At 72.9% G+C, this 19,358-nt stretch carries 18 protein-coding genes; 6 read left to right on the top strand and 12 right to left on the bottom strand.

Translation table 11 applies throughout. The features are described from left to right. Positions 1-22: 22 nt before the first annotated feature. Positions 23-742 carry a GntR family transcriptional regulator gene (locus tag BMX65_RS11040; protein WP_075000031.1) on the bottom strand — a complete coding sequence of 240 codons (720 nt, stop codon included), beginning with the start codon at positions 740-742 and terminating at the stop codon, positions 23-25. Positions 743-886: 144 nt separating this feature from the next. On the opposite strand from BMX65_RS11040, the gene BMX65_RS11035 reads away from it, so the two are divergent. After that, entirely contained in the window at positions 887-1,909 is a 1,023-nt protein-coding gene (locus BMX65_RS11035; protein ID WP_075000030.1) for a Gfo/Idh/MocA family protein, read from the top strand. An 83-nt stretch (positions 1,910-1,992) separates the two neighbouring features. Here the strand turns inward: BMX65_RS11035 and BMX65_RS11030 are convergent, their stop codons facing one another. The 4 genes from BMX65_RS11030 to BMX65_RS11015 form a co-directional block, all read right to left on the bottom strand. After that, positions 1,993-2,487, bottom strand: coding sequence for a GNAT family N-acetyltransferase (locus BMX65_RS11030; RefSeq protein WP_075000029.1), 495 nt, complete (start codon positions 2,485-2,487; stop codon positions 1,993-1,995). A 109-nt stretch (positions 2,488-2,596) separates the two neighbouring features. Then, positions 2,597-3,826 (bottom strand): cytochrome P450 family protein, encoded by a 1,230-nt coding sequence (locus BMX65_RS11025; RefSeq protein WP_075000028.1) that lies wholly within the window; start codon positions 3,824-3,826, stop codon positions 2,597-2,599. 133 nt (positions 3,827-3,959) lie between these two features. Continuing rightward, on the bottom strand, positions 3,960-4,592 hold the full coding sequence (locus tag BMX65_RS11020) for a bifunctional 4-hydroxy-2-oxoglutarate aldolase/2-dehydro-3-deoxy-phosphogluconate aldolase (protein WP_075000027.1): 633 nt from the start codon (positions 4,590-4,592) through the stop codon (positions 3,960-3,962). Positions 4,593-4,665: 73 nt separating this feature from the next. After that, positions 4,666-5,595: a sugar kinase gene (locus tag BMX65_RS11015; protein WP_079171818.1), complete on the bottom strand. Its 930-nt coding sequence runs from the start codon at positions 5,593-5,595 to the stop codon at positions 4,666-4,668. Between the two features lie 591 nt (positions 5,596-6,186). Here BMX65_RS11015 and BMX65_RS11010 point away from each other — a divergent pair. Both BMX65_RS11010 and BMX65_RS11005 read left to right on the top strand, forming a co-directional pair. After that, positions 6,187-6,714, top strand: a complete 528-nt coding sequence (locus BMX65_RS11010) for a sigma-70 family RNA polymerase sigma factor (protein ID WP_075000025.1) — start codon at positions 6,187-6,189, stop codon at positions 6,712-6,714. Further along, positions 6,711-7,418 (top strand): hypothetical protein, encoded by a 708-nt coding sequence (locus tag BMX65_RS11005; protein WP_079171817.1) that lies wholly within the window; start codon positions 6,711-6,713, stop codon positions 7,416-7,418. The genes BMX65_RS11010 and BMX65_RS11005 overlap by 4 nt, the downstream gene beginning before the upstream one ends. A gap of 108 nt (positions 7,419-7,526) precedes the next feature. Here BMX65_RS11005 and BMX65_RS11000 read toward each other — a convergent pair whose 3' ends face one another. The 3 genes from BMX65_RS11000 to allB all read right to left on the bottom strand — a co-directional run bounded on the left by BMX65_RS11000 (position 7,527) and on the right by allB (position 10,549). Further along, on the bottom strand, positions 7,527-7,952 hold the full coding sequence (locus BMX65_RS11000) for a ribonuclease (RefSeq protein ID WP_075000024.1): 426 nt from the start codon (positions 7,950-7,952) through the stop codon (positions 7,527-7,529). A 114-nt stretch (positions 7,953-8,066) separates the two neighbouring features. Continuing rightward, positions 8,067-9,209: an allantoicase gene (alc, locus tag BMX65_RS10995; protein WP_075000023.1), complete on the bottom strand. Its 1,143-nt coding sequence runs from the start codon at positions 9,207-9,209 to the stop codon at positions 8,067-8,069. Then, the gene (gene allB, locus BMX65_RS10990; protein WP_075000022.1) at positions 9,206-10,549 is read right to left on the bottom strand and encodes an allantoinase AllB; all 1,344 of its coding nucleotides are present in this window, start codon (positions 10,547-10,549) and stop codon (positions 9,206-9,208) included. Before allB ends, alc begins: the two co-directional genes overlap by 4 nt. 330 nt (positions 10,550-10,879) lie before the next feature. Between allB and BMX65_RS10985 the strand changes: the two genes are divergently transcribed. Continuing rightward, on the top strand, positions 10,880-11,689 hold the full coding sequence (locus tag BMX65_RS10985) for an IclR family transcriptional regulator (RefSeq protein WP_075000021.1): 810 nt from the start codon (positions 10,880-10,882) through the stop codon (positions 11,687-11,689). A 3-nt stretch (positions 11,690-11,692) separates the two neighbouring features. Here the strand turns inward: BMX65_RS10985 and BMX65_RS10980 are convergent, their stop codons facing one another. Together BMX65_RS10980 and BMX65_RS10975 are read right to left on the bottom strand one after the other, a co-directional pair. Then, a complete protein-coding gene (locus BMX65_RS10980; protein ID WP_075000020.1) occupies positions 11,693-13,492 on the bottom strand; it encodes a serine/threonine-protein kinase in 1,800 nt (599 codons plus the stop codon). A 63-nt stretch (positions 13,493-13,555) separates the two neighbouring features. Further along, a complete protein-coding gene (locus tag BMX65_RS10975; protein WP_239501957.1) occupies positions 13,556-13,891 on the bottom strand; it encodes a DUF5955 family protein in 336 nt (111 codons plus the stop codon). A 210-nt stretch (positions 13,892-14,101) separates the two neighbouring features. Here BMX65_RS10975 and BMX65_RS10970 point away from each other — a divergent pair, with 210 nt between their 5' ends. Together BMX65_RS10970 and aceB are read left to right on the top strand one after the other, a co-directional pair. Further along, positions 14,102-14,800, top strand: coding sequence for a nucleotidyltransferase family protein (locus BMX65_RS10970; protein WP_075000018.1), 699 nt, complete (start codon positions 14,102-14,104; stop codon positions 14,798-14,800). A gap of 509 nt (positions 14,801-15,309) precedes the next feature. After that, complete coding sequence (gene aceB / locus BMX65_RS10965) at positions 15,310-16,938, top strand: malate synthase A (RefSeq protein WP_075000017.1); 1,629 nt, start codon at positions 15,310-15,312, stop codon at positions 16,936-16,938. 85 nt (positions 16,939-17,023) lie between these two features. Here the strand turns inward: aceB and BMX65_RS10960 are convergent, their stop codons facing one another. Then, complete coding sequence (locus BMX65_RS10960) at positions 17,024-17,695, bottom strand: GOLPH3/VPS74 family protein (RefSeq protein WP_075000016.1); 672 nt, start codon at positions 17,693-17,695, stop codon at positions 17,024-17,026. A gap of 74 nt (positions 17,696-17,769) precedes the next feature. Beyond that, positions 17,770-19,296 carry a YfcC family protein gene (locus BMX65_RS10955; RefSeq protein WP_075000015.1) on the bottom strand — a complete coding sequence of 509 codons (1,527 nt, stop codon included), beginning with the start codon at positions 19,294-19,296 and terminating at the stop codon, positions 17,770-17,772. Positions 19,297-19,358 lie beyond the last annotated feature (62 nt).

The raw sequence follows: 19,358 nt of genomic DNA, 5'->3' as shown, positions 1-19,358 counted from the left end.
CACGGGGACACCTCTCAAGGACTCAGGGACGCACCAGGAGCTGGAAGTCGAAGGAGTAGCGGGACGCGCGGTAGAGGTGCGAGCCGTACTCGACGGCGCGCCCGGTGTCGTCGTAGGTGGTGCGCTCCATCGTCAGCAGCGGAGCGCCCTCGGTCTCCCCCAGCAGCTCCGCCTCGGCCTCGTCCGCGATCCGCGCGCCCACCGACTGCCGGGCCGAGTGCAGCGTCACTCCGGCTCCGCGCATCAGCCGGTAGAGGCCCGTCGTCTCCAGCTCGCCCTCCCGCGGAGTGAGCAGATCCACCGGCAGATGGTTGCGCATGTGCGCCATCGGCTCCCCGTGCGCCAGCCGCAGCCGCTCCACCAGCCGCACCTCGGCCCCCTCGGGCACTCCCAGCGCCGCCGCGACCTCCCCCGTCGCCTCCTCGACGCCGTGCCGCAGCACCCGGGTGGCCGGACGCTGGCCCGCCGCCTCCAGATCGTCGTAGAGGCTGCTCAGCTCCATGGGACGCTTGACCTGGCTGTGCACGACCTGGGTGCCGATGCCCCGGCGCCGGACCAGCAGCCCCTTGTCGACCAGCGACTGGATGGCCTGCCGGACGGTGGGGCGGGACAGCCCCAGGCGGCCGGCCAGCTCGATCTCGTTGCCCAGCAGGCTCCCGGGCGCCAGCTTCCCGCGCTCGATGGCGCTCTCCAACTGCTGGGCGAGCTGGAAGTAGAGCGGGACGGGACTGGCGCGGTCCACACTGAGCTGCAGGTCTACCGGATCATTCTTGGCCACGAACGGGAGCGTAGTGCCCTTCGGCGGTCGCGTGAACCGTACATTCGATTGTCAGGACGAAAAGACAACACATTGACACCGCCGGGCGCGCGGGCGAGCGTGGGGCCCATGCGCATCGGACTCATCGGCACCGGCCGGATCGGCACCCTGCACGCCCGCACCCTCGACGCGCATCCCGAGGTGAGCGGACTGGTGGTCGCGGACGCGGACGCCGCACGGGCCCGCGAGACGGCCGCCGCCCTCGGCGCCACCGCGGTACCCGGCGTGCCCGACCTCTTCGACGCGGACCTCGACGCGGTCGTGATCGCCTCGGCGACCGCCTCGCACGCCGAGCTGATCCGCACCGCGGCCCGGCGCGGGCTGCCGGCCTTCTGCGAGAAGCCCATCGCCCTGGACCCGGCCGGTACCCGGGCGGCGCTCGCGGAGGTGGCGGCCGCCGGAACCCTGCTGCAGATCGGCTTCATGCGGCGCTTCGACGCCGGGTACACCGCCGCCCGGGAGGCGGTGCGCACGGGCCGTCTCGGCCGGCTGCACACGGTGCGGGCCATGACCTCGGACCCGGCGCCGCCGCCCGCCGCCTATCTGCCGCACTCGGGAGGGCTCTACCGGGACTGCCTCGTCCACGACTTCGACGCCGTGCGGTGGGTGACCGGGCGGGAGATCGTCTCCGTCTACGCCACCGGCTCCGCCGCGGGTCCCGCCATGTTCGCGGAGGCGGGCGACGTGGACACCGCGGCCGCGCTCCTCACCCTGGACGACGGCACCCTGTGCACCGCGACCACGACCCGGATGAACGGGGCGGGCTACGACGTGCGGATGGAGCTCGCGGGCGAGCGGGACCAGTTCGCGGTCGGGCTGGACGCGCGCACCCCCCTCACCTCACTGGAGCCGGCCGCTCCCCCGCCGCCGGAGCGGCCCTGGCCCGGCTTCCTCGACCGGTTCGGGCCCGCGTACGAGGCCGAGATCGACGCCTTCGTGCGCACCCTGCGCGGTGAGATCCCCAACCCCTGCGACGGCCGGGAGGCCCTCGCGGCGCTGCTGGCCGCGGAAGCCTGCGAACTGTCGCGCGCCACCGGCGCCCCCGTGGAGCCGGCCGCACTCGACGGCGCCGAGCCCTCCCGGACCGGCTGAGCCGGGGCCGCGCCGGGTCGGTGCCGGGACCGCGGCGCCGGTCCGATCGGGCACGCCTCGGCACCGGCGCGCCCGGTGGGCGGTCACAGCTTCTTGACCATGAACAGGCAGGCGTCGGCGACCCGGTGGACGACCCCGGCCCCGTCCTGGTAGCTCCAGCAGTCCAGATACGGCACGGAGTCGCGGTAGCCGAGGTGGCCGTAGAGCGCGCTCGCCCGCGGGTTGTTCTTCTCGACGCCGAGCCCGACCGCGCGGCAGCCCCGCTCCGCGGCCAGGCGCTCCACCTCCCGGAGGAGGGCTGTGCTGATGTTCTGGGCGCGGAGGGCTCCGTGCCACACCCCGAGCCCGTGCACCTCCGGGCAGCCGGGATGGGCCGCCCGCACCTCAGGCGCCTCGCACCCCGCCCAGCGGATCTCGCAGCTACCGACCGGCCGCCGGTCCTTCCAGGCCAGCAGGAACGTGGCGCTGCCCTGCCGCTGCCGCGCGTAGCGGGCCTCGTGTGGGGTGGCCGCCCCGCGCAGCGGCATGTGCGCCTCGAGCAGTTCGAGGTCTTCTTCCCGGCACTGACTGATCCGCATGCCGGTACCCTACGAGTCTGGTACGGACCTGTGTCCATGCTTCACAACACGTCCCCCGGCCCGGACCACAGCCCCCACCCCGCCGGCCCTCCGGCCGGAAACGCACTGGTCAGCCGAACCGCACCGGCACGCTCTTCACCCCGCGCAGCACGGTGCCCTGCCGCCACTCCAGTGCGGCGGGACTGGCGTCCAACTCCAGCCGCTCGGTGCGCTCCAGCAGCATCCCGAAGGCGATCCGGGCCTCCAGACGGGCCAGCGGGGCGCCCAGACAGAAGTGGATGCCGTGCCCGAAGGCGAGGTGGCCGCCGCTCTCCCGGCGGATGTCGAAGCGGTCGGCCGCCGGGAAGCGCGCCGGATCCCGGTCGGCGTCGGCCAGGACCGGCAGCACGAGCCGGCCGCCGCCGGGGATCAGGGTGCCGTCGATCTCCAGGGGTTCGCGGGTGAAGCGGTAGGTGGACATCTCGACCGGGCCGTCGTAGCGGAGCATCTCCTCGACGGCTCCGTCGAGCAGCGCCGGATCGGCGCGCAGCGCTGCGAGCTGGTCGGGGTGGCACAGCAGCGCGAGCGCGCCGTTGGCGATGAGCCCCACCGTCGTCTCGTACCCGGCCACCAGCAGCAGCCAGGCCATCCCGTGCAGCTCGCCGGTGGAGAGCCGGTCGCCGTCCTCGTCGCTGGTCCGGATCAGGAGGCTGAGCAGGTCCTCGCCCGGCCGTGCGCGCTGCCGCTCCAGCAGTTCGGCCAGATAGTCGCTCAATGCCTCCACCGAGCCGCGCTTCTCCTCCTCCGGGGCCGCGCTCAGTACGTGGTCGCTCCAGGCGCTGAACCGCTCGCGCTCCAGGTCCGGTACGCCGAGCAGTTCGCAGATCACCGCGATCGGGAGCGGGAAGGCGAGCGAGTCGACCAGGTCGGCGCGCCCGTCGGGGTGTGCGAGCATCCGGTCCAGCAGCCCGGCGGTCAGCTCCCGGATGCGGGGTTCCAGCGCGGCGATCCGGCGCGGGGTGAACTGCCTGCTGACCAGCTTGCGCAGCCGGGTGTGGTCGGGCGGGTCGCTGATCAGCATGTGGGTGCCGGGGGAGATCGAGAGGGTTCCGGCGTCCGGCGAGGCGTTGGCCCAGTTCTTGGAGAGCCGCGGGTCGTTCAGGGCGGCCCGCGCCGCCTCGTGGCCGACGACCAGCCAGCCGTGCGCGCCTTCCGGGGTGCGCACATGGTGCACGGTGCCGCGGCGGCGCAGCGCGGCGTAGACGGGGTAGGGGTCGCGGACGAAGTCGTCCCCCAGCGCGGCGAGGTCGACGATGCCGTCCGTGTCCGGGCTCAGATCCAGCACGCTCCGGTCAGCCATGGGGTGAGCCTAGGAGCGTGCCCGCGGCAGGTCACCGGGGCGTTTTCGGCCAGCGCGGGGTTGCCGTCCCGCTCCTTCGCCGGCGGACGGGCTGCCCGTGCCGGAGGGGGAGACGGGCAGCGCGGTGCCCTGCTCAGTCGGGTGCGGCGTCCTGGAGGCGCTTGAGGAGTCCGGCGACCCGCTTGGTGGTCGACTCCCGGTCGTGGCCGTCGGTGAGCGCGGAGCCCATGCCGCAGGCGACGGCGCCCGCAGCGATCCACTCGGGCGCCTCCTCCAGGGTGATGCCGCCGGTGGGCAGGAAGGGCGCCTGCGGCAGCGCCGCGCGCACGTCCCGCAGCCAGCCGGGCCCGTGCTGTGCGGCGGGGAAGAGTTTGAGCCCGTCGGCGCCCAGTTCCAGCGCCCGGACCGCTTCGGTGGGAGTGGCGACGCCGGGGAAGACGGGAACCCCGTAGCGGTGTCCGGTCCGGATGACCTCCTCGTCGAGAGCGGGTGCGACGAGGAAGCGGGCACCGGCATCGACGGCGAGCCGGGCCGAGGCGCCGTCCAGGACGGTGCCCGCTCCGATCACGACGTCCTCGCCGGTCTCGCGGCGCAGCGTGCTGATGGCGTCGAGCGCGTACGGCGTGGTCAGCGAGACCTCCAGGCTGGTGAGACCGGCGGCGAGCAGGATGTCGGCGGTCGCGGCCGCCTTCTCGTAGCTGTCCGCGCGGACGATGGCGAGGACGCGCTGTTCCAGCGCCGCTCTGGTGATCTCCCAGCGGTACACGGCAGTTCGCCGCCTCTCTCGGTCTGTGGGATGTCGGCCGGCCGGCACCGGGCCGGACCCTGCGGGGGCAGGGTCAGCGGTGCACCGGGTCGGTGCCGCGGGTGAACGCCGCGAGAGCGCGGTCGCGGGCGGCGGCGGTGGGCAGTCCGTCGATGTCACCGGGCGCCTGGACGACGAGCGCCGCCACGCACGCGGCCTCGGCCAGGGCCCGCTGGTGGTCCAGTCCGCGCAGCCGGGCCGAGAGCCAGCCGGCCGCGAAGGCGTCGCCCGCGCCGACCGGGTCGGTGACCGGCACCTCGAAGGGCTCCTGCCGCCACTGGCCCTCGGCGGTGTGCGCGACCGCGCTGTGGTCGCGGTGCTTGACCACGACCGTGCCGGCCCGGCCGAGCGTCAGCAGCGCCTTGGCACCCTCGTCCGGGCCCGCGCCCAGCAGGAGTTCGATCTCCTCCTCCCCGGCGAGGACGAGGTCGGCCTCGCGCAGCAGCGGCCCGACGCGCCGGATCCACTCGTGGTCGGTGCCGAGTTTGCGCCGCACGTTGGGGTCGAAGCAGACGGTGGCACCGGCCTGCCGGGCGCCTTCGATCAGGGCGTGGGTGGCCTGTTCGGCGTCCTCGGAGAGCATCGGGGTGATGCCGGTGACGTGCACGAGCCGCACACCGGCCAGCGCTTCGGGGGTGATCTGGGCTGGACTGAGCAGCGAGGCGGCCGAACCGGTCCGGTAGTACTGCACATCGACGGCGCGGCGGGGGTGGCTGTCGCGCAGCAGCAGCCCGGTCGGCGACTCCGGGTCCATCTCTGCGCAGGAGACGTCGACGCCGTCGGCGCGCAGTTCCCGCAGCACGGCCTCGCCCGCCGGGTCGTCCCCGACCCGGCCGATCCAGCGGGCCCAGTGGCCCAGCCTGGCGAGTCCGGCCGCGACGTTGGACTCGGCCCCGGCCACGGAACGCCGGAAGTGCGTCGCGCGTTCCAGGGGGAGGCCGGGTTCGGCGAGCATCAGCAGCATGGCCTCACCGCAGGTAACCGCTTCCGGGCCGTTTCTCACCGTTGACTCCCCATATCTACCGCCCGCGCATCACTCTCTGTGGGGAACGTTACCCGTTTACGCCGGGTAAGCCACCCCCGGGTGGCGCGACACCTGAGGTTCGACGTCGCCTCACCTGGCGAGTCGAAGGTAGTCGATGAGACCTGCGGTGCGCCGGTCCCCGTCGCACTGCCCCGCCGAGCGGAACGGCAGCCGCCGCCGGGGCGGCCCGCCCCGGCCGCCAAGTGGGGTGACGCCGGTGGCACTGCGAGGACCTCGGCGGAAGAACGCACAAGGGAGCCGATACGCATATGCCTGGTATGGCATACGTCACGCGCCGGGGAGCGGGAGGTGTAGACCTCCAGGAAACGGCAGCACCGAAGCTCCAGTTGGGGAGCCGTTACTGACAAGTATGTCATTACGGTGTGCCGCCTCGTGACATCACTGTGTGATTTTTATGCCCAGCGGTATGCGTGTGCGGGGTGTTTCGAGGGTTGAGTGGTCGTCATGCACACGCGATACGACGTGACATGCTCACAGGTTGTCGCTTCCACCCCTCGACGAAGAGGACCCATGAGCGAAGAGGCCCACCCGCACATCGTCTTCGGCACGATCACGGAGACGGCACCGCTGCCGCTGCCGCTGGAGTTCGAGGCCCTCTGGGTGGCCAACCAGGCGGACTTCCACCAGTACGCCCGCGTGGTGTCCGGGAACTGGCAGGCCGCCGAAGCCACCGTGCACCGCGCATTCCTGGAGATCCTCAACCTCTGGGACGAACTGCTGCAGTCGAGCAACATGCAGGGCGAGGTCTGGGCGATCTTCCGTAAGACCGTGGTCTCCCAGGAGCTGAACTCCTTCCGGGAGGGCCTCTCCCGCTTGGAGCCGGACGAGGAGATCGGCCTCTTCCGGGCCCTGCGGAAGCTGCCTCCGCGCCAGTTCGACGCCGTCGTCCTCAAGCAGGTGATGAACCTGGAGACCAGCAAGATCGCCTGGTACCTGGGCGTGACCACCCGGACCGTCGACTACCACTGCCGCAAGGCCAAGGAGCGCCTGGAGCAAGCCGTGCCCTCGCACGTGAAGCACGGGAAGGATCCCAAGTGACCGGCAGCCGCGTCGAGAGCATGCTGGCTTCCCTGGGGCAGGCGCTGCGCACCGAAGAGCGCACCTTCGACGAGCCCACCGCGCTGCGCCGGCTCGCCGAGGACGCCGGGCTGCTCCCGCTGCGCGACCTCCCCGCAGTGGCCGGGCAGCAGTTGGCGGTGGTGGTGCGCTGGGCCCTGGAACGCCCCGGGGCCGCCACGCACCTGGAGCGTCTCGCCGAGGCGATCGGTGAACGGAAGAGCTACGGCGGTGAGCAGGACGACTGGATGCTCCTGGTCCGCGTCAGCGACCTCACCGAGATCGACGTGGACGGCGCCCACCTCTTCGCGTGCATGCTGTACCTGGCCCGGCATCACGAAAGCGCCCAGTTCTGGTGGCAGTTCGCCGCCGGTGCCGGGATGCGCGTCGCCGCCTTCTGCCTCCACCTCCACCACCTTGGACGGGGCGAGACGCCCGAGGCCGAGCACTGGCTGGGGATGCTCAAGGCCATGGACACCCCGGAGATGGTGGACGAGGAGTTCCTCAGCGGCCTGCTCAGGTTCGCCGCCTGGGAGTGGCGCAACGGGAGCCTGGCGTCCGGGTACGTGGCCGCTCTGATCGACGAGATCTACCGGCTGGCCAGCATCGACAACGCGGACGAGGTCCTCGTGTGCCGTCCCGACCGCGAGCTGGCCCTCCGCCTGAACGGCTGCGGCTCGGTCTGAGCCGGTACGGCGCGCGGCCCGCCCCGCGCCCGGACAGGAGCGGCCACCGCCCCGGTGCGGGACGGCGGCCGCCTGAGGCCCCTGAGAACTCGGTGTGGGGGTGATCCGTCAGCAGGTGTGGTCGACCAGGTCGAAGGAGGCGTAGTGGTCGGCCGTGTAGTAGTCCTCCGCCTCCTGCTCCCCGGTGACGATGCGGCGGGCGCCGCGGTCCTCGGAGCCGGGGGTCTCCACGGTGTACTCGTGGTAGTAGCCCTGCTCGTGGTCGGGCAGGATGCCTTCGCGGTTCTCGAAGACCGTGCCGTCCTGCGGATAGGGGTAGGGGCCGCCCTGTTCGATGAGGTCGAGGGTGTCGTGGGCCTCGGGCGGGAGCGCGGAGGCGCAGATGTCGCCGACGGCGGCGATCCGCGCGGCCGCGGCCGCGGGGTGCGCGGCGGGCGCGGCCGCGGCGGTGGTGAGGGCGGGGCCGCCGACGAGCATCGCGGCGGCGAGGGCTCCGGCGGCGCCGATACGGGTCCAGCGTGGGGGGAATGTCATGCCACCCCATGGTGACGCGCGTAGAGGGCGTGTCAATGCCAACTCGCGGGGCTTTGCCGCACGTTCACCGGTCCGCCGCCGGAGGGGTGCGTGGGCGCCCCTCCGGCGGCGGGATCAGTTCGACTCGGCGTGGCGGGCCGCCAGTCGGCGGGCCCCCTCGTCCGTCAGGGAGCCGTGCAGCCGGAGGCGGGCGACCGCACCGTCCGGGTGGATGTCCATCCGCACATGGGTGACCGCGGGCGCGTCGGTCAGCAGGAAGCGGTGGATGGTGTCGGGCTGGAGGCGGGTGCGCGGCAGCAGTTCGGCCCACTCCCCCGTCTCGCCGTCCTTGCCCACCAGGCTCACCCAGCCCGCCGCGTTGCCCCGGTAGCAGGCGGTGTCGACCTCCACGGCGCGGATCCGGCCCTGTCCGGCGAGCACGTAGGAGACCCAGTCGTGTCCCTTGTCGCGTCGGCGGCGGGTCTCCCAGCCCTCGTCCATCTTCTGCGAACGGCCCGGCAGGATGCTGTTGACCGGCGGGGAGAAGAAGCGGTCCGAGGCGTCCTCGGCGAGGCCGCCGTTCTCCAGCGCCACCAGGTCGAAGGTGCCCAGCGCCGCCAGCCAGGCGGGGGCGGCGAGCACCTGGCCGTGCACCCGGAGCCGGGCGATGCCGCCGTCGGGGTACTGGCGCAGCCGCAGGTGGGTGAAGCGGCGCTCCTCGGTGACGGTGAAGCCGTTCGCGGCGTGGCCGCCGACGGGGGTGCGGGGGACGAGGGTCGTCCACTTCACGTCGTCGGCGAGCAGTTCCCCGGGGGAGGGCGCCCCCGGCACGGAGGTGGCCTCGACGGAGATCTCGGGCGGGTAGTTGCCACGGAAGTGCGCGGTGTCCACGACCAGGCCGCGGATCACACCGGGAGCGCCGAGCTTGACCAGCGCCCAGTCGTGTTCGTCCGCGGACGGGTGCGGCTCCGACGCCGAGGCGCCGCGCCTGCGGCGGGTCTCCCAGCCGTCCATGACCTTGCCCTTGTGCTGGAAGGCGTGTGGATCGAACTCGGGGCGCTCGGAGTTGAGCAGGTTCTCCCGCTCGGCGAAGAACTCGTCGTTGGCCGCGATGACAGTGGCGCCCAGCCTGCGGTCGGCCAGGTCGGGAAGGTGGGCGAAGGGGAACCCGGCCTCCGGCGCACGGTAGTCGGCGTAGGTGTCGCCGCCCGAGTAGGGCGCGGCGTCGCCGGTGTAGCCGGTGGAGCTGGGTATGCCTGCGGTCTGCGCCGCTGTCATGCGGTCTTCCTTTCGATGAGCCGTCCGGTCTTTCCGGTGGGAACTCCGTGGTCGGCCACCCGTTCGCCGCGCAGCCAGGCGGAGCGCACCACGCCGTGCAGGGTCCGGCCCGCGTAGGCGGTCACCTGGTTGCGGTGGTGGAGCCGGGCGGGGTCCACGGTGAAGGTCTCCTCGGGTGCCAGGACCGCGAAGTCGGCGTCCCGGCCCGGGGCGATGCTGCCCTTGCCCTCCAGCCCGGCCAGCCGCGCCGGTGCCCGGGACATCCAGCGGACGACGTCGGTCAGGGCGAATCCGCGGCGGCGCGCCTCGGTCCAGACGGCGGGCAGGCCGAGCTGGAGGGAGGAGATGCCGCCCCAGGCGGTGCCGAAGTCGGGGGTCTTGAGGTCGGTGGTGCAGGGCGAGTGGTCGGAGACGACGCAGTCGAGGGTGCCGTCGGCCAGCGCCTGCCACAGCGCGTCCTGGTTGGCCCGCTCCCGGATGGGCGGGCAGCACTTGAACTCCGTCGCGCCGTCCGGGACCTCCTCCGCGGTGAGGGTGAGGAAGTGCGGGCAGGTCTCGGCGGTCAGGCGGAGCCCCGCGGCACGTGCCTCGGCGAGCATCGGCAGCGCGTCGCCCGAGGAGAGGTGCAGCACATGGACGCGGGTGCCGTGCTCGGCGGCCAACTCGATCAGCAGCGCGATGGCGTCGTTCTCCGCCGAGCGGGGGCGGGAGGCGAGGAAGTCGGCGTAGGCGGGGCCGTTCCGCTGCGGCGCCGCGGCGAGCCGGCCGGGGTCCTCGGCGTGCACGATCAGCAGCCCGTCGAAGGAGGCGATCTCGGCCATGGCGGCGGCGAGCTGCGCGCGGTCCAGTTCGGGGAACTCGTCCACCCCGGAGGGCGAGAGGAAGCACTTGAAGCCGAAGACTCCCGCCTCGTGCAGGGGGCGCAGCTCGGCGACGTTGCCGGGCACGGCACCGCCCCAGAAGCCCACGTCGATGTGTGCCTTGGGTCCGGCCACCTCGCGCTTGATCCGCAGGTTGTCCGCGGTGGTGGTCGGCGGGAGGGAGTTGAGCGGCATGTCGAGGAGTGTGGTGATGCCGCCGGCCGCGGCGGCGCGGGTGGCCGTCCAGAAGCCCTCCCACTCGGCGCGGCCCGGGTCGTTGACGTGGACATGGGTGTCGACGAGGCCGGGCAGCAGCACGTCGTCCCCGACGTCCTCCAGCGCCGCCCCCTGCGGCACCGGGGTCCCGTGCGCCGACACCTCCGCGATCCGGCCGCTGCCGTCGACCGCGACGTCGGCGGGACGTTCTCCCTCCGGGGTGATCACGCGCCGGGAGCGCAGGACGAGCCGCACGTCGGTCACACCGACCTCCTTCGTACTCCGCGAGCCCTCGGATTCGAGCCCTCACCACCCTTCAACGTTCTGTTGAAGGATCGGCTGTACGAATCTTCGTGCGAGGAAGAGGGTCAGTCAAGAGCCGACCCCTTGGAGAACTCCACAAAATGGAACTAGACTTTCGCCATACAGAAGAAAAGCGCCGCCAAGGCCGGGCGCGACAGCGAACGCGTCGCCGCAGGAAACCGGTGTCCGCGCCGGTGCGTGTACCAGAGGGGTGACCGCGCGGGAGACCGCCGCCCGGCCCTCCGCCCCCGATACCATGCGCCTGACCGCAGGCCAGGAAAGGAACGCGACGTGCCGCCGTCCGCAGAGCACACAACCACCCCCCAGGCTGCCACGCCGCCCGCCGCGAGCGGCGGGGTGCAGTCCCTCGAGCGGGCCTTCGACCTGCTGGAGCGGATGGCCGACGCCGGGGGCGAGGTCGGTCTCAGCGAGCTCTCGGCCGCCAGCGGCCTCCCGCTTCCCACCATCCACCGGCTGATGCGCACCCTCGTCTCCTGCGGCTACGTACGCCAGCAGCCCAACCGGCGCTACGCCCTGGGCCCCCGCCTGATCCGGCTCGGGGAGAGCGCGGCCCGGCTGCTGGGCACCTGGGCCCGCCCCTACCTGGCCCGGCTGGTGGAGGAGACCGGTGAGACGGCGAACATGGCGCTGCTCGACGGCGACGAGGTCGTCTACGTCGCACAGGTGCCCTCCCGGCACTCCATGCGGATGTTCACCGAGGTCGGCCGCCGGGTGCTGCCGCACTCCACCGGCGTGGGCAAGGTCCTCCTCGCGCACACCCCGGACGACCAGGTCCGGGCGCTGCTGGCCCGGACGGGCATGCCCGCCGCCACCGAGAAGACCATCACCACCCCGGAGGGCTTCCTGGAGGCCCTGGCACACGTGCGCGAGGCCGGGTACGCGACGGACGACAACGAGCAGGAGATCGGCGTGCGCTGCATCGCCGTCTCCGTGCCCGACTCCCCGACCTCCGCCGCCGTCTCCATCTCGGGCCCCGCGGGCCGGGTCACCGACGCGGCCACGGACAAGTTCGTCCCCCTGCTGCACGAGGTGGCCGGCGACCTGTCCACGGCCCTCGCCAGTTCGGGGAACGGCCAGTGACCGCTACCCGTCCTCCGACGCGATCGCGTCGCGCCAGACCGTCACGTCCAGCTTGACGTAGTCGCTCGGGTCGCCCTGCGGCGCGTGGCCCCGGTAGGTGACCAGGGCGATGTGCCCGGAAGTCGTCTGCAGGCACAACCGGGAGCCGGGCGCGAGCTGCTTCAGCGCGACGTCGTCGGTGAAGCGCGTCTCGGCCCGGCAGGTCTTGAGCGAGCCCTTCTGGGACTTGTCCAGCAGGGCCAGCTTGCCGTTGGGGTCGTCGATACCGAGGTTCGCCCCGTCGATCGTGGTGTTGAGGTACGTCAGCTCCGAGGGAATCCCGCCGTCGTCCAGGTCCCGGGGCTTGAGCGGATCGTCGCCCATCGCCAGGAAGTAGCCGTCGGGCAGGTTCAGCCCCTTGTACGTCTCGGGCTCCGGTGCCCGCTTCGCCGCCTCGCCCTTCGCGTCGGCCCCGGAGGAGCCCTCCCGGTCGGACTTGTCGGACCCCGCGGAGAAGACGGCACCCCAGAAGAGCACCATGCCGCCCACGACCACGGCCGCGATCGTCTTGCCCCGGTCCCAACGGCGCCGGGGCGGCAGCGGCCGCGGGTGGACCGGACCGTACGGGCCCGCACCGTAGGGGCCCGCACCGTAGGGGCCCGCACCCGGCGGACCGGGGTGCCGCGGACCCACCGGGCGGGAGGCCATGGTGGGAGCAGCGGCGAGCGGCGACGGCGGCGGGTGCGGCCCGGACGGCGGGGGCGGTGAGGGCGCGGGCGGCACCGGGGCGGTCAGCGGCGCCGTTCCGGCGGGGCTGGGACCGACGCCGGGAGCCGCGGTCTGTGTCGGGGCCGCGGCCTGGGTCACCGGCGCGGTCGGCGGGGCGCCGTGCGCGGGCGGCGGCTGCGCGGGAGCCGGCGCGGCGGCGCGGTGGGTGATGTCGGCGGCCACCGGCGACGGCAGCCAGTCCCCCGGGCGCCTCAGCTCACCGCCGCCGGAGGCGTCCTGGCACAGCCGCAGCACCTCGTCGAGCCCCGGCCGGTCGTCCGGGCGCTTGGCCAGACAGCGAGTGACCAGTTCCCGCAGCTCGTCCGGGAGACCGTCCAGCGCCGGCTCGGCATGCACGACGCGGTAGAGGACCCCGTGCGAGGTGCCCTCGCCGAAGGCCGGAGTGCCCAGCGCGGCGTAGGCGGCTATCTGCCCCAGCGCGAAGATGTCGGTGGCCGCCGTGACGCGCTGCCCCTCCGCCTGCTCGGGAGCCATGAACGAAGGAGTGCCGATCGTGACCCCGCTGCTGGTGAGCGCGGTGGCGTCGGCGGCGCGGGCGATACCGAAGTCGATGACCCGCGGCCCGTCGTCCGCGAGCAGTACATTCGAGGGCTTCAGGTCCCGGTGCACGATGCCCGCCTTGTGGATGACCTGGAGCGCCTCGGCGACTCCGGCGACCAGGAAGAGCACGGTGGGCACCGGAAGCCGCCCGTGCCCGCCCACCGCGTCCGCGAGCGAGGGGCCCGGGACGTAGGCGGTGGCCAGCCAGGGCTGCGGGCCCTCGGTGTCACTGTCGATCACCGGCGCGGTGTGCAGCCCCTGCACCCGCTCAGCGGCCCGGACCTCCTGCTGGAACCGGCGGCGGAACTCCGGGTCCTCGCTGAAGTCGGGGCGGATGACCTTGATGGCGACGGGACGCCCGCCCGGGGTGTAGGAGAGGTAGACCTTGCCCATGCCTCCGGAACCGAGCCGGGCCGCCAGCCGGTAACCGGCGACCGTTGCCGGATCGTCCGGCGCGAGCGGAGTGAAGACCCGGGCCGCCGCACCGTCAACCATGAACCACTGCCCCCGATAGAGTCGTTGCGCGTTGCTGACGCCCAGACACTATCGGTGTGGTGCTCAACTCTCGGAGCGCGGGCCCGTCCCGAAGAGCTCGACGGCCTCCCGGACGCCGACCAGCGGGCGCGCCAGGGCGCTCACCGAGCCGACGGCGGCCGCCAGCAGCAGCAGCGGATAGCGCAACTCCTCGGCGGCGGGCGCCCCGGAGCGGACCGCGGCCGTCAGCGCGTCCAGCCCGCGCTCGGCCTCGCGGCGGTCGGGCAGCTCGGCGGGGTGCGCGTCCAGCGCCCGCCGCATCCGCTGCACGGCCCGGCCCAGCGCCTCGACCCGCGGGTCGGCGCCGGTGTCGTGCCCGGCGGTCGCGGACCGCCGCTCACCCACAGCCTCGCTTCGCACGTTCTCCCCCCACATGGGATGTCCCGCGCCATCGGGCACGGGATTTCCGCCTTCCTCCGAGGAAGTGACCGCTCCTGTCGGAGGTTCCGACAGTAAACGCCACTCTACGCGTGTGTCGCCACACGGAACGCTAGATTTCGGGTCGCCTTTCCGATGATCATCCCCAAGGATGACGGCTGCATCCCCCTTACGTGCGATATCCATGAACGTATGGCGCACAGGGGACAGACAACCCACGACCCCGAGCACGGCACGGCACCGCGGGTGGCCGGGCTGCTGCTGGCCGCCGGCGCAGGGCGGCGGCTGGGCGGCCGCCCCAAGGCACTGCTGCGGCACTCCGGCGGACTGCTGGTGGAGCACGCGGCGCGGGCCCTGCGGGAGGGCGGCTGCGGACCGGTGTTCGTGGTGCTGGGCGCGGCCGGTGAGCGGGTGCGGGAGACGGCGGCCCTGCCCGGGTGCGTACTGCTGGACAACCCGGACTGGGCGCAGGGCATGGGGAGTTCGCTGCGGGCCGGGCTGACGGCTGTCTCCGCGGCGGGGGCCGCCGCGGAGGGCGCCGGGGGTGACGCAGGGGGTGACGCAGGGGGTGGCAGGGCCGGCCACGGTGCCGAGGCGGTCCTGGTGTCCCTGGTGGACCAGCCGGGCATCGGCGCGGACGTGGTGGCCAGAGTGCGGGCCGCGTACCGCTCCCCGGCGACCCTCGCCGCTGCCGCGTACGACGGCCGACGCGGCCACCCCGTGCTGCTGGGCTCCGCGCACTGGACCGGCGTCGCGCGCAGCGCACGGGCGGACGCGGGGGCGCGCGGATATCTGCGAGAGCGGCAGGACGCGCTGACGCTCGTGGAGTGCGCGGATCTCGCCGACCCTTCCGACATCGACACCCCGGGCGACCTGCACCGCCTGCGGTAGAAGCCGCCGCGGCCCCGGCGGCCGCGCACGGGCCGCGAGGCACGAGACACAAGACACGAGACACGGACAGCGGGGCACCAAGCACGGGCCGCGAGGCACCAGGCACGGGCCGCGAGGCACCCGGCACGAGGCGGATACGGGGCACGGGGCGCCGGGAAGCGGGGGCCCGGACGGCGCGTACGGGACGGAGGGCGCGGGGTGGCTGCCGACGGAGGCGGGGTGGCTCCGAGGACGCGGGCGGCACCCCGGGGTCAGCCGTGGCACCCGAGGACAGCGGAAGGATCCTTCCGGGCGGCGGATCGGGGTGAGAGATATCTCGACGTCAACAAACTCTTGAAGTTCCACTATGAGGAAACTAATCTCCACTGATCAGAAGCACCTTCCTGTCCCGAAGGCGCCCATGCCCGCGTTCCGTGCGCCTGGTGCGGGGCGCGGCACCCCGTGCCGCGCCCCGCACCGGACCTCGCCCGGCGGCCTCTGCACACCGCTCGCTGAAGGAGTGACCCACCATGTCCGCACCAGCGCCCTCCCCGCTGGAAATCGTCGGCGTCGAGCCAGGGCAGCGGCCCGAGAGGCAGGACGAGGTTCTGACCGGTGCCGCGCTCGACTTCGTCGCCGCGCTGCACCGCAGGTTCACCCCCCGCCGGGACGAACTGCTCGCCCGCCGCGCCGAGAAGCGCGCCGAGATCGCCCGTACCAGCACGCTGGACTTCCTCCCGGAGACCGCGGAGGTGCGCGCCGGCGACTGGCGGGTGGCCGACTGCCCGCCCGCGCTGCTGGACCGCCGGGTCGAGATCACCGGCCCCACCGACCGCAAGATGACGATCAACGCCCTCAACTCCGGCGCGAAGGTGTGGCTCGCCGACTTCGAGGATGCCTCGGCTCCCACCTGGGAGAACGTGATCGGCGGCCAGCTCAACCTGAGCGACGCCTTCGAGCGGCGCATCGACTTCACCGACGAGCGCTCCGGCAAGAGCTACGCGCTGCGCCCCGCCGAGGAACTGGCCACCGTCGTGGTGCGGCCGCGGGGCTGGCACATGGACGAGCGGCACCTGGAGTGCGACGGGCAGCCGGTGCCCGGCGCGCTGGTCGACTTCGGGCTCTACTTCTTCCACAACGCGCAGCGGCTGCTCGACCTGGGCAAGGGGCCGTACTTCTACCTGCCCAAGACCGAGTCGCACCGGGAAGCGCGGCTGTGGAACGAGGTGTTCGGCTTCGCGCAGGAGTACTGCGGCATCCCGCACGGCACCGTCCGCGCCACCGTCCTGATCGAGACGATCACCGCGGCCTACGAGATGGAGGAGATCCTCTACGAGCTGCGCGAGCACGCCGCCGGGCTGAACGCGGGCCGCTGGGACTACCTCTTCTCCATCGTCAAGAACTTCCGGGACGCGGGCTCGCGCTTCGTGCTGCCCGACCGCAACGCGGTGACGATGACGGCGCCCTTCATGCGGGCCTACACCGAACTGCTGGTGCGCACCTGCCACAAGCGCGGGGCCCACGCGATCGGCGGCATGGCGGCCTTCATCCCCTCCCGCAAGGACGCGGAGGTCAACGAGGTCGCCTTCGAGAAGGTCCGGGCCGACAAGGACCGGGAGGCGCGGGACGGCTTCGACGGCTCCTGGGTCGCGCACCCGGACCTGGTGCCGGTCGCCAAGGAGTCGTTCGACGCCGTGCTCGGCGACCGCCCCCATCAGAAGGACCGGCTGCGCGAGGACGTCGAGGTGAAGGCCGCCGACCTGATCGCGGTCGACTCGCTGGAGGCCCGCCCCACCGCCGAGGGCCTGCGCAACGCCGTCCAGGTGGGCATCCGCTACATCGAGGCGTGGCTGCGCGGCCTGGGCGCGGTGGCCATCTTCAACCTGATGGAGGACGCGGCCACCGCGGAGATCTCCCGCTCCCAGATCTGGCAGTGGATCAACGCGGGCGTCGTCCTGGACACCGGCCGGCAGGTCACCGCTGAGCTGGCACGGCAGGTCGCGGCCGACGAACTCGCCGCGATCCGCGCGGAGATCGGCGAGGACGACTTCGCGGCGGGCCGCTGGCAGGAGGCGCACGACCTGCTGCTGCGGGTGGCCCTCGACGAGCAGTACGAGGACTTCCTGACCACTCCGGCCTACGCCGCCCTGCGCGACTGAGGCGACCGGGCACGCGGGGTCCCGGGCTCCCACCCGGGACCCCGCACCGGAACCTGCGCGGCAGGGCCCCGGGGCCCGCCGGGCGTCACATCGTGGCGACCGTGGTGGCGGCGGTGGTGGCCGTCATGACGGCCACCAGGACCGCCTGCATGTCCTGGATGGCCTGGCGGATGTCCTCGGCCACCCACTGGCCCTCGGCGATGGCCTCCATGCGGGGAGCCACCTGCTTCCGGGCGATCCCCGGGAAGGCCACCGCATGCAGGCCGGCGGCGTGCAGCAGCGCGATCAGGCCGGTCGTGCGCTCGTCCGGTTCCGCGCCGTAGCGCACGACGTCCTCCAGCCGGTGCCGCAGCTCGCGCTCGGCCGTGCCGTCCACCTCGGGATAGCGGCGGGTGGTGAAGATGCCGAGGGTGCGGTGCTTGTGCTCGGTGACGACGCCGCGTGCGCAGAGGTTCTCGACGGCGGCCTCGAGCGCCTTGGCCTGGTCCTTGCCGAGCCAGTCGCCGACCTTGGCCTTGGCGTCGCGCTCGGCCCATTCGGCGATCTTCGCCAGCCGCCCGTCCAGCAGCGCCTCGCCCGTCGGCGCCGGGTCGGTCACGGTGAGCCGCTCGTCGACGACGGCCACCCGGCCGGCCAGTGTCAGGTCCAGCAGGACGCCACCGGCGACGGCCCAGCCGGCGGCGGATCGGTTCTTCGCGGCGCCGGAGTGGTCGTCCAGCGCGAGCAGCGCCACTTCCTCACCCAGTGTGACCGCCATGAGTCCCCCTTCGCGCGTCCCCGTAGTCATCCGGTTTCCGCTGCCCATCCTCGGGCGGCGCAAACCTCGGCCCGCTACGTGAGCACCGCGCCCAGCGCCAGAAAACCCGTGATCAGCAGGGCCAGCAGACCGAGCAGCGGGAGCGCGAAGCGCAGGTACCGGTCGTAGCCGACCTTGGCGAGCGAGATCCCGCCCATGATGACGGCGGAGGTCGGGACCCACAGATTCATCCAGCCGCTGGCCGCCTGCCAGGCGGTGACGACGACCGCGCGGGAGACCCCGGCGAAGTCGGCGAGGGGTGCCAGGACCGGCATGGCCAGGGTGGCGTGGCCGGAGGTGGAGGGGATGAGGAAGGCGAGGGGCAGATTGACGACGTAGATCATGACGGTGAAGAGCGCCGAGGGCACCCCGGTGACCGCTCCCTCGATGGAGTGCAGCAGAGTATCGGTGATCTTGGCGTTGTTCATGATCGCCGTCACCCCGCGGGCCAGCACGATCACCAGGGCCGGCGGGACGAACTCGCCCACGCCGCGGACGAAGGTGCTGGTGAACCGCTGCTCCCCCATCCGTGTCAGCACTCCCACCAGGATCGCCGCACAGAGGAACAGTGCGGCCAACCGCGGGAAGGACCAGCCCAGTTCCCATCCGTAGGGAGCGGCCTCAGCGTCCCCGGTGAGCGCGCCGGACCAGGGGATCACCGAGAAGATCATGAAGGCGAAGACCAGCGCGACGGTCACCAGGACGAGGACGTGCAGCCCGGTGAGCGGCGGCGGCTCGGCCGCGTCCTCGCGCACCGCGGCCTGCTCCCGGTCGCCGGGCCGGTAGCCGGAGAGGGAGCGCTCGGGGTGGTCCCGCACCCGGCGCGCGTACCGGACGACGTAGCCGACGGTGACCGCGGTCAGCACCACCCACATCAGCGCCCGCAGTGCGATGCCGTCACCGAGGGAGACGTCCGCGGCCGAGGAGGCCACGCCTGTGGCGAAGGGATTGACGGTCGAGCACAGCACGCCGATCCCGGCGCCCAGCACGATGGTGCCGATCGCCACCATCCGGTCGTAGCCCAGTGCGAGCATCAGCGGGACGACGAGTCCGTAGAACCCCAGCGTCTCCTCGGCGAACCCCTCCACGGTGCCCAGCAGCGAGAAGACCAGCATCACGCCGACGATCAGCAGTACGCCCCGGTCCCGCAGCCGGTGGGCGAGACGGCCGATCCCGCGGTCCATGGCACCGGTTGCGAAGACGACGGTGATGAAGGCGCCGATGGTCAGGACGAAGAAGAACACCCCGGCGGCGCCGAAGAGTTCCCCGGTGAGGTCGGGGCCGATCCGCCCGGTCCTGGTGTCCCGCACCCCATAGAGGCCGTTGACCGGCGAGAGGAAGAGATCGGTGAACCGGTCCGCGAGGCCGAGTCCGGACGGCTCGCGGTGATAGGTCCCCTGCACGGGCGCACCGTCGGCGTCGCGGTCGTAGCTGCCGGAGGGGACGAAGAACGCCACCGCCCAGACCAGCAGGGTGACGAGTGCGAGCACGGTGAGCGCGCTCGGGAAGGTGAAACCGCGCTGCGGTTCAGCCTCCTCGTGCGGCTCGGCCTCCGTCCGCATGCCGTGCGCCCCTTCCTGGGTCACCTGTCGAGCAAACCGCAGCATAACGGGCACAAGACGGA

The sequence above is a fragment of the Streptomyces qinglanensis genome (assembly GCF_900111245.1).
Lineage (GTDB): Bacteria > Actinomycetota > Actinomycetes > Streptomycetales > Streptomycetaceae > Streptomyces > Streptomyces qinglanensis.
The sequence above is the reverse complement of the archived record's forward strand: the minus strand, read 5'-3'. Positions and strand labels throughout refer to the sequence as shown.

Bases quoted from the DNA above. Each gene is read 5' to 3' on its own strand.
- BMX65_RS11035 (WP_075000030.1), top strand. From the start codon at position 887: ATGCGCATCGGACTCATCGGCACCGGCCGGATCGGCACCCTGCACGCC.
- BMX65_RS11030 (WP_075000029.1), bottom strand. From the start codon at position 2,487: ATGCGGATCAGTCAGTGCCGGGAAGAAGACCTCGAACTGCTCGAGGCG.
- BMX65_RS11025 (WP_075000028.1), bottom strand. From the start codon at position 3,826: ATGGCTGACCGGAGCGTGCTGGATCTGAGCCCGGACACGGACGGCATC.
- BMX65_RS11015 (WP_079171818.1), bottom strand. From the start codon at position 5,595: ATGCTGCTGATGCTCGCCGAACCCGGCCTCCCCCTGGAACGCGCGACG.
- BMX65_RS11010 (WP_075000025.1), top strand. From the start codon at position 6,187: ATGAGCGAAGAGGCCCACCCGCACATCGTCTTCGGCACGATCACGGAG.
- BMX65_RS11000 (WP_075000024.1), bottom strand. From the start codon at position 7,952: ATGACATTCCCCCCACGCTGGACCCGTATCGGCGCCGCCGGAGCCCTC.
- alc (WP_075000023.1), bottom strand. From the start codon at position 9,209: ATGACAGCGGCGCAGACCGCAGGCATACCCAGCTCCACCGGCTACACC.
- BMX65_RS10980 (WP_075000020.1), bottom strand. From the start codon at position 13,492: ATGGTTGACGGTGCGGCGGCCCGGGTCTTCACTCCGCTCGCGCCGGAC.
- BMX65_RS10970 (WP_075000018.1), top strand. From the start codon at position 14,102: ATGGCGCACAGGGGACAGACAACCCACGACCCCGAGCACGGCACGGCA.
- aceB (WP_075000017.1), top strand. From the start codon at position 15,310: ATGTCCGCACCAGCGCCCTCCCCGCTGGAAATCGTCGGCGTCGAGCCA.
- BMX65_RS10960 (WP_075000016.1), bottom strand. From the start codon at position 17,695: ATGGCGGTCACACTGGGTGAGGAAGTGGCGCTGCTCGCGCTGGACGAC.
- BMX65_RS10955 (WP_075000015.1), bottom strand. From the start codon at position 19,296: ATGCGGACGGAGGCCGAGCCGCACGAGGAGGCTGAACCGCAGCGCGGT.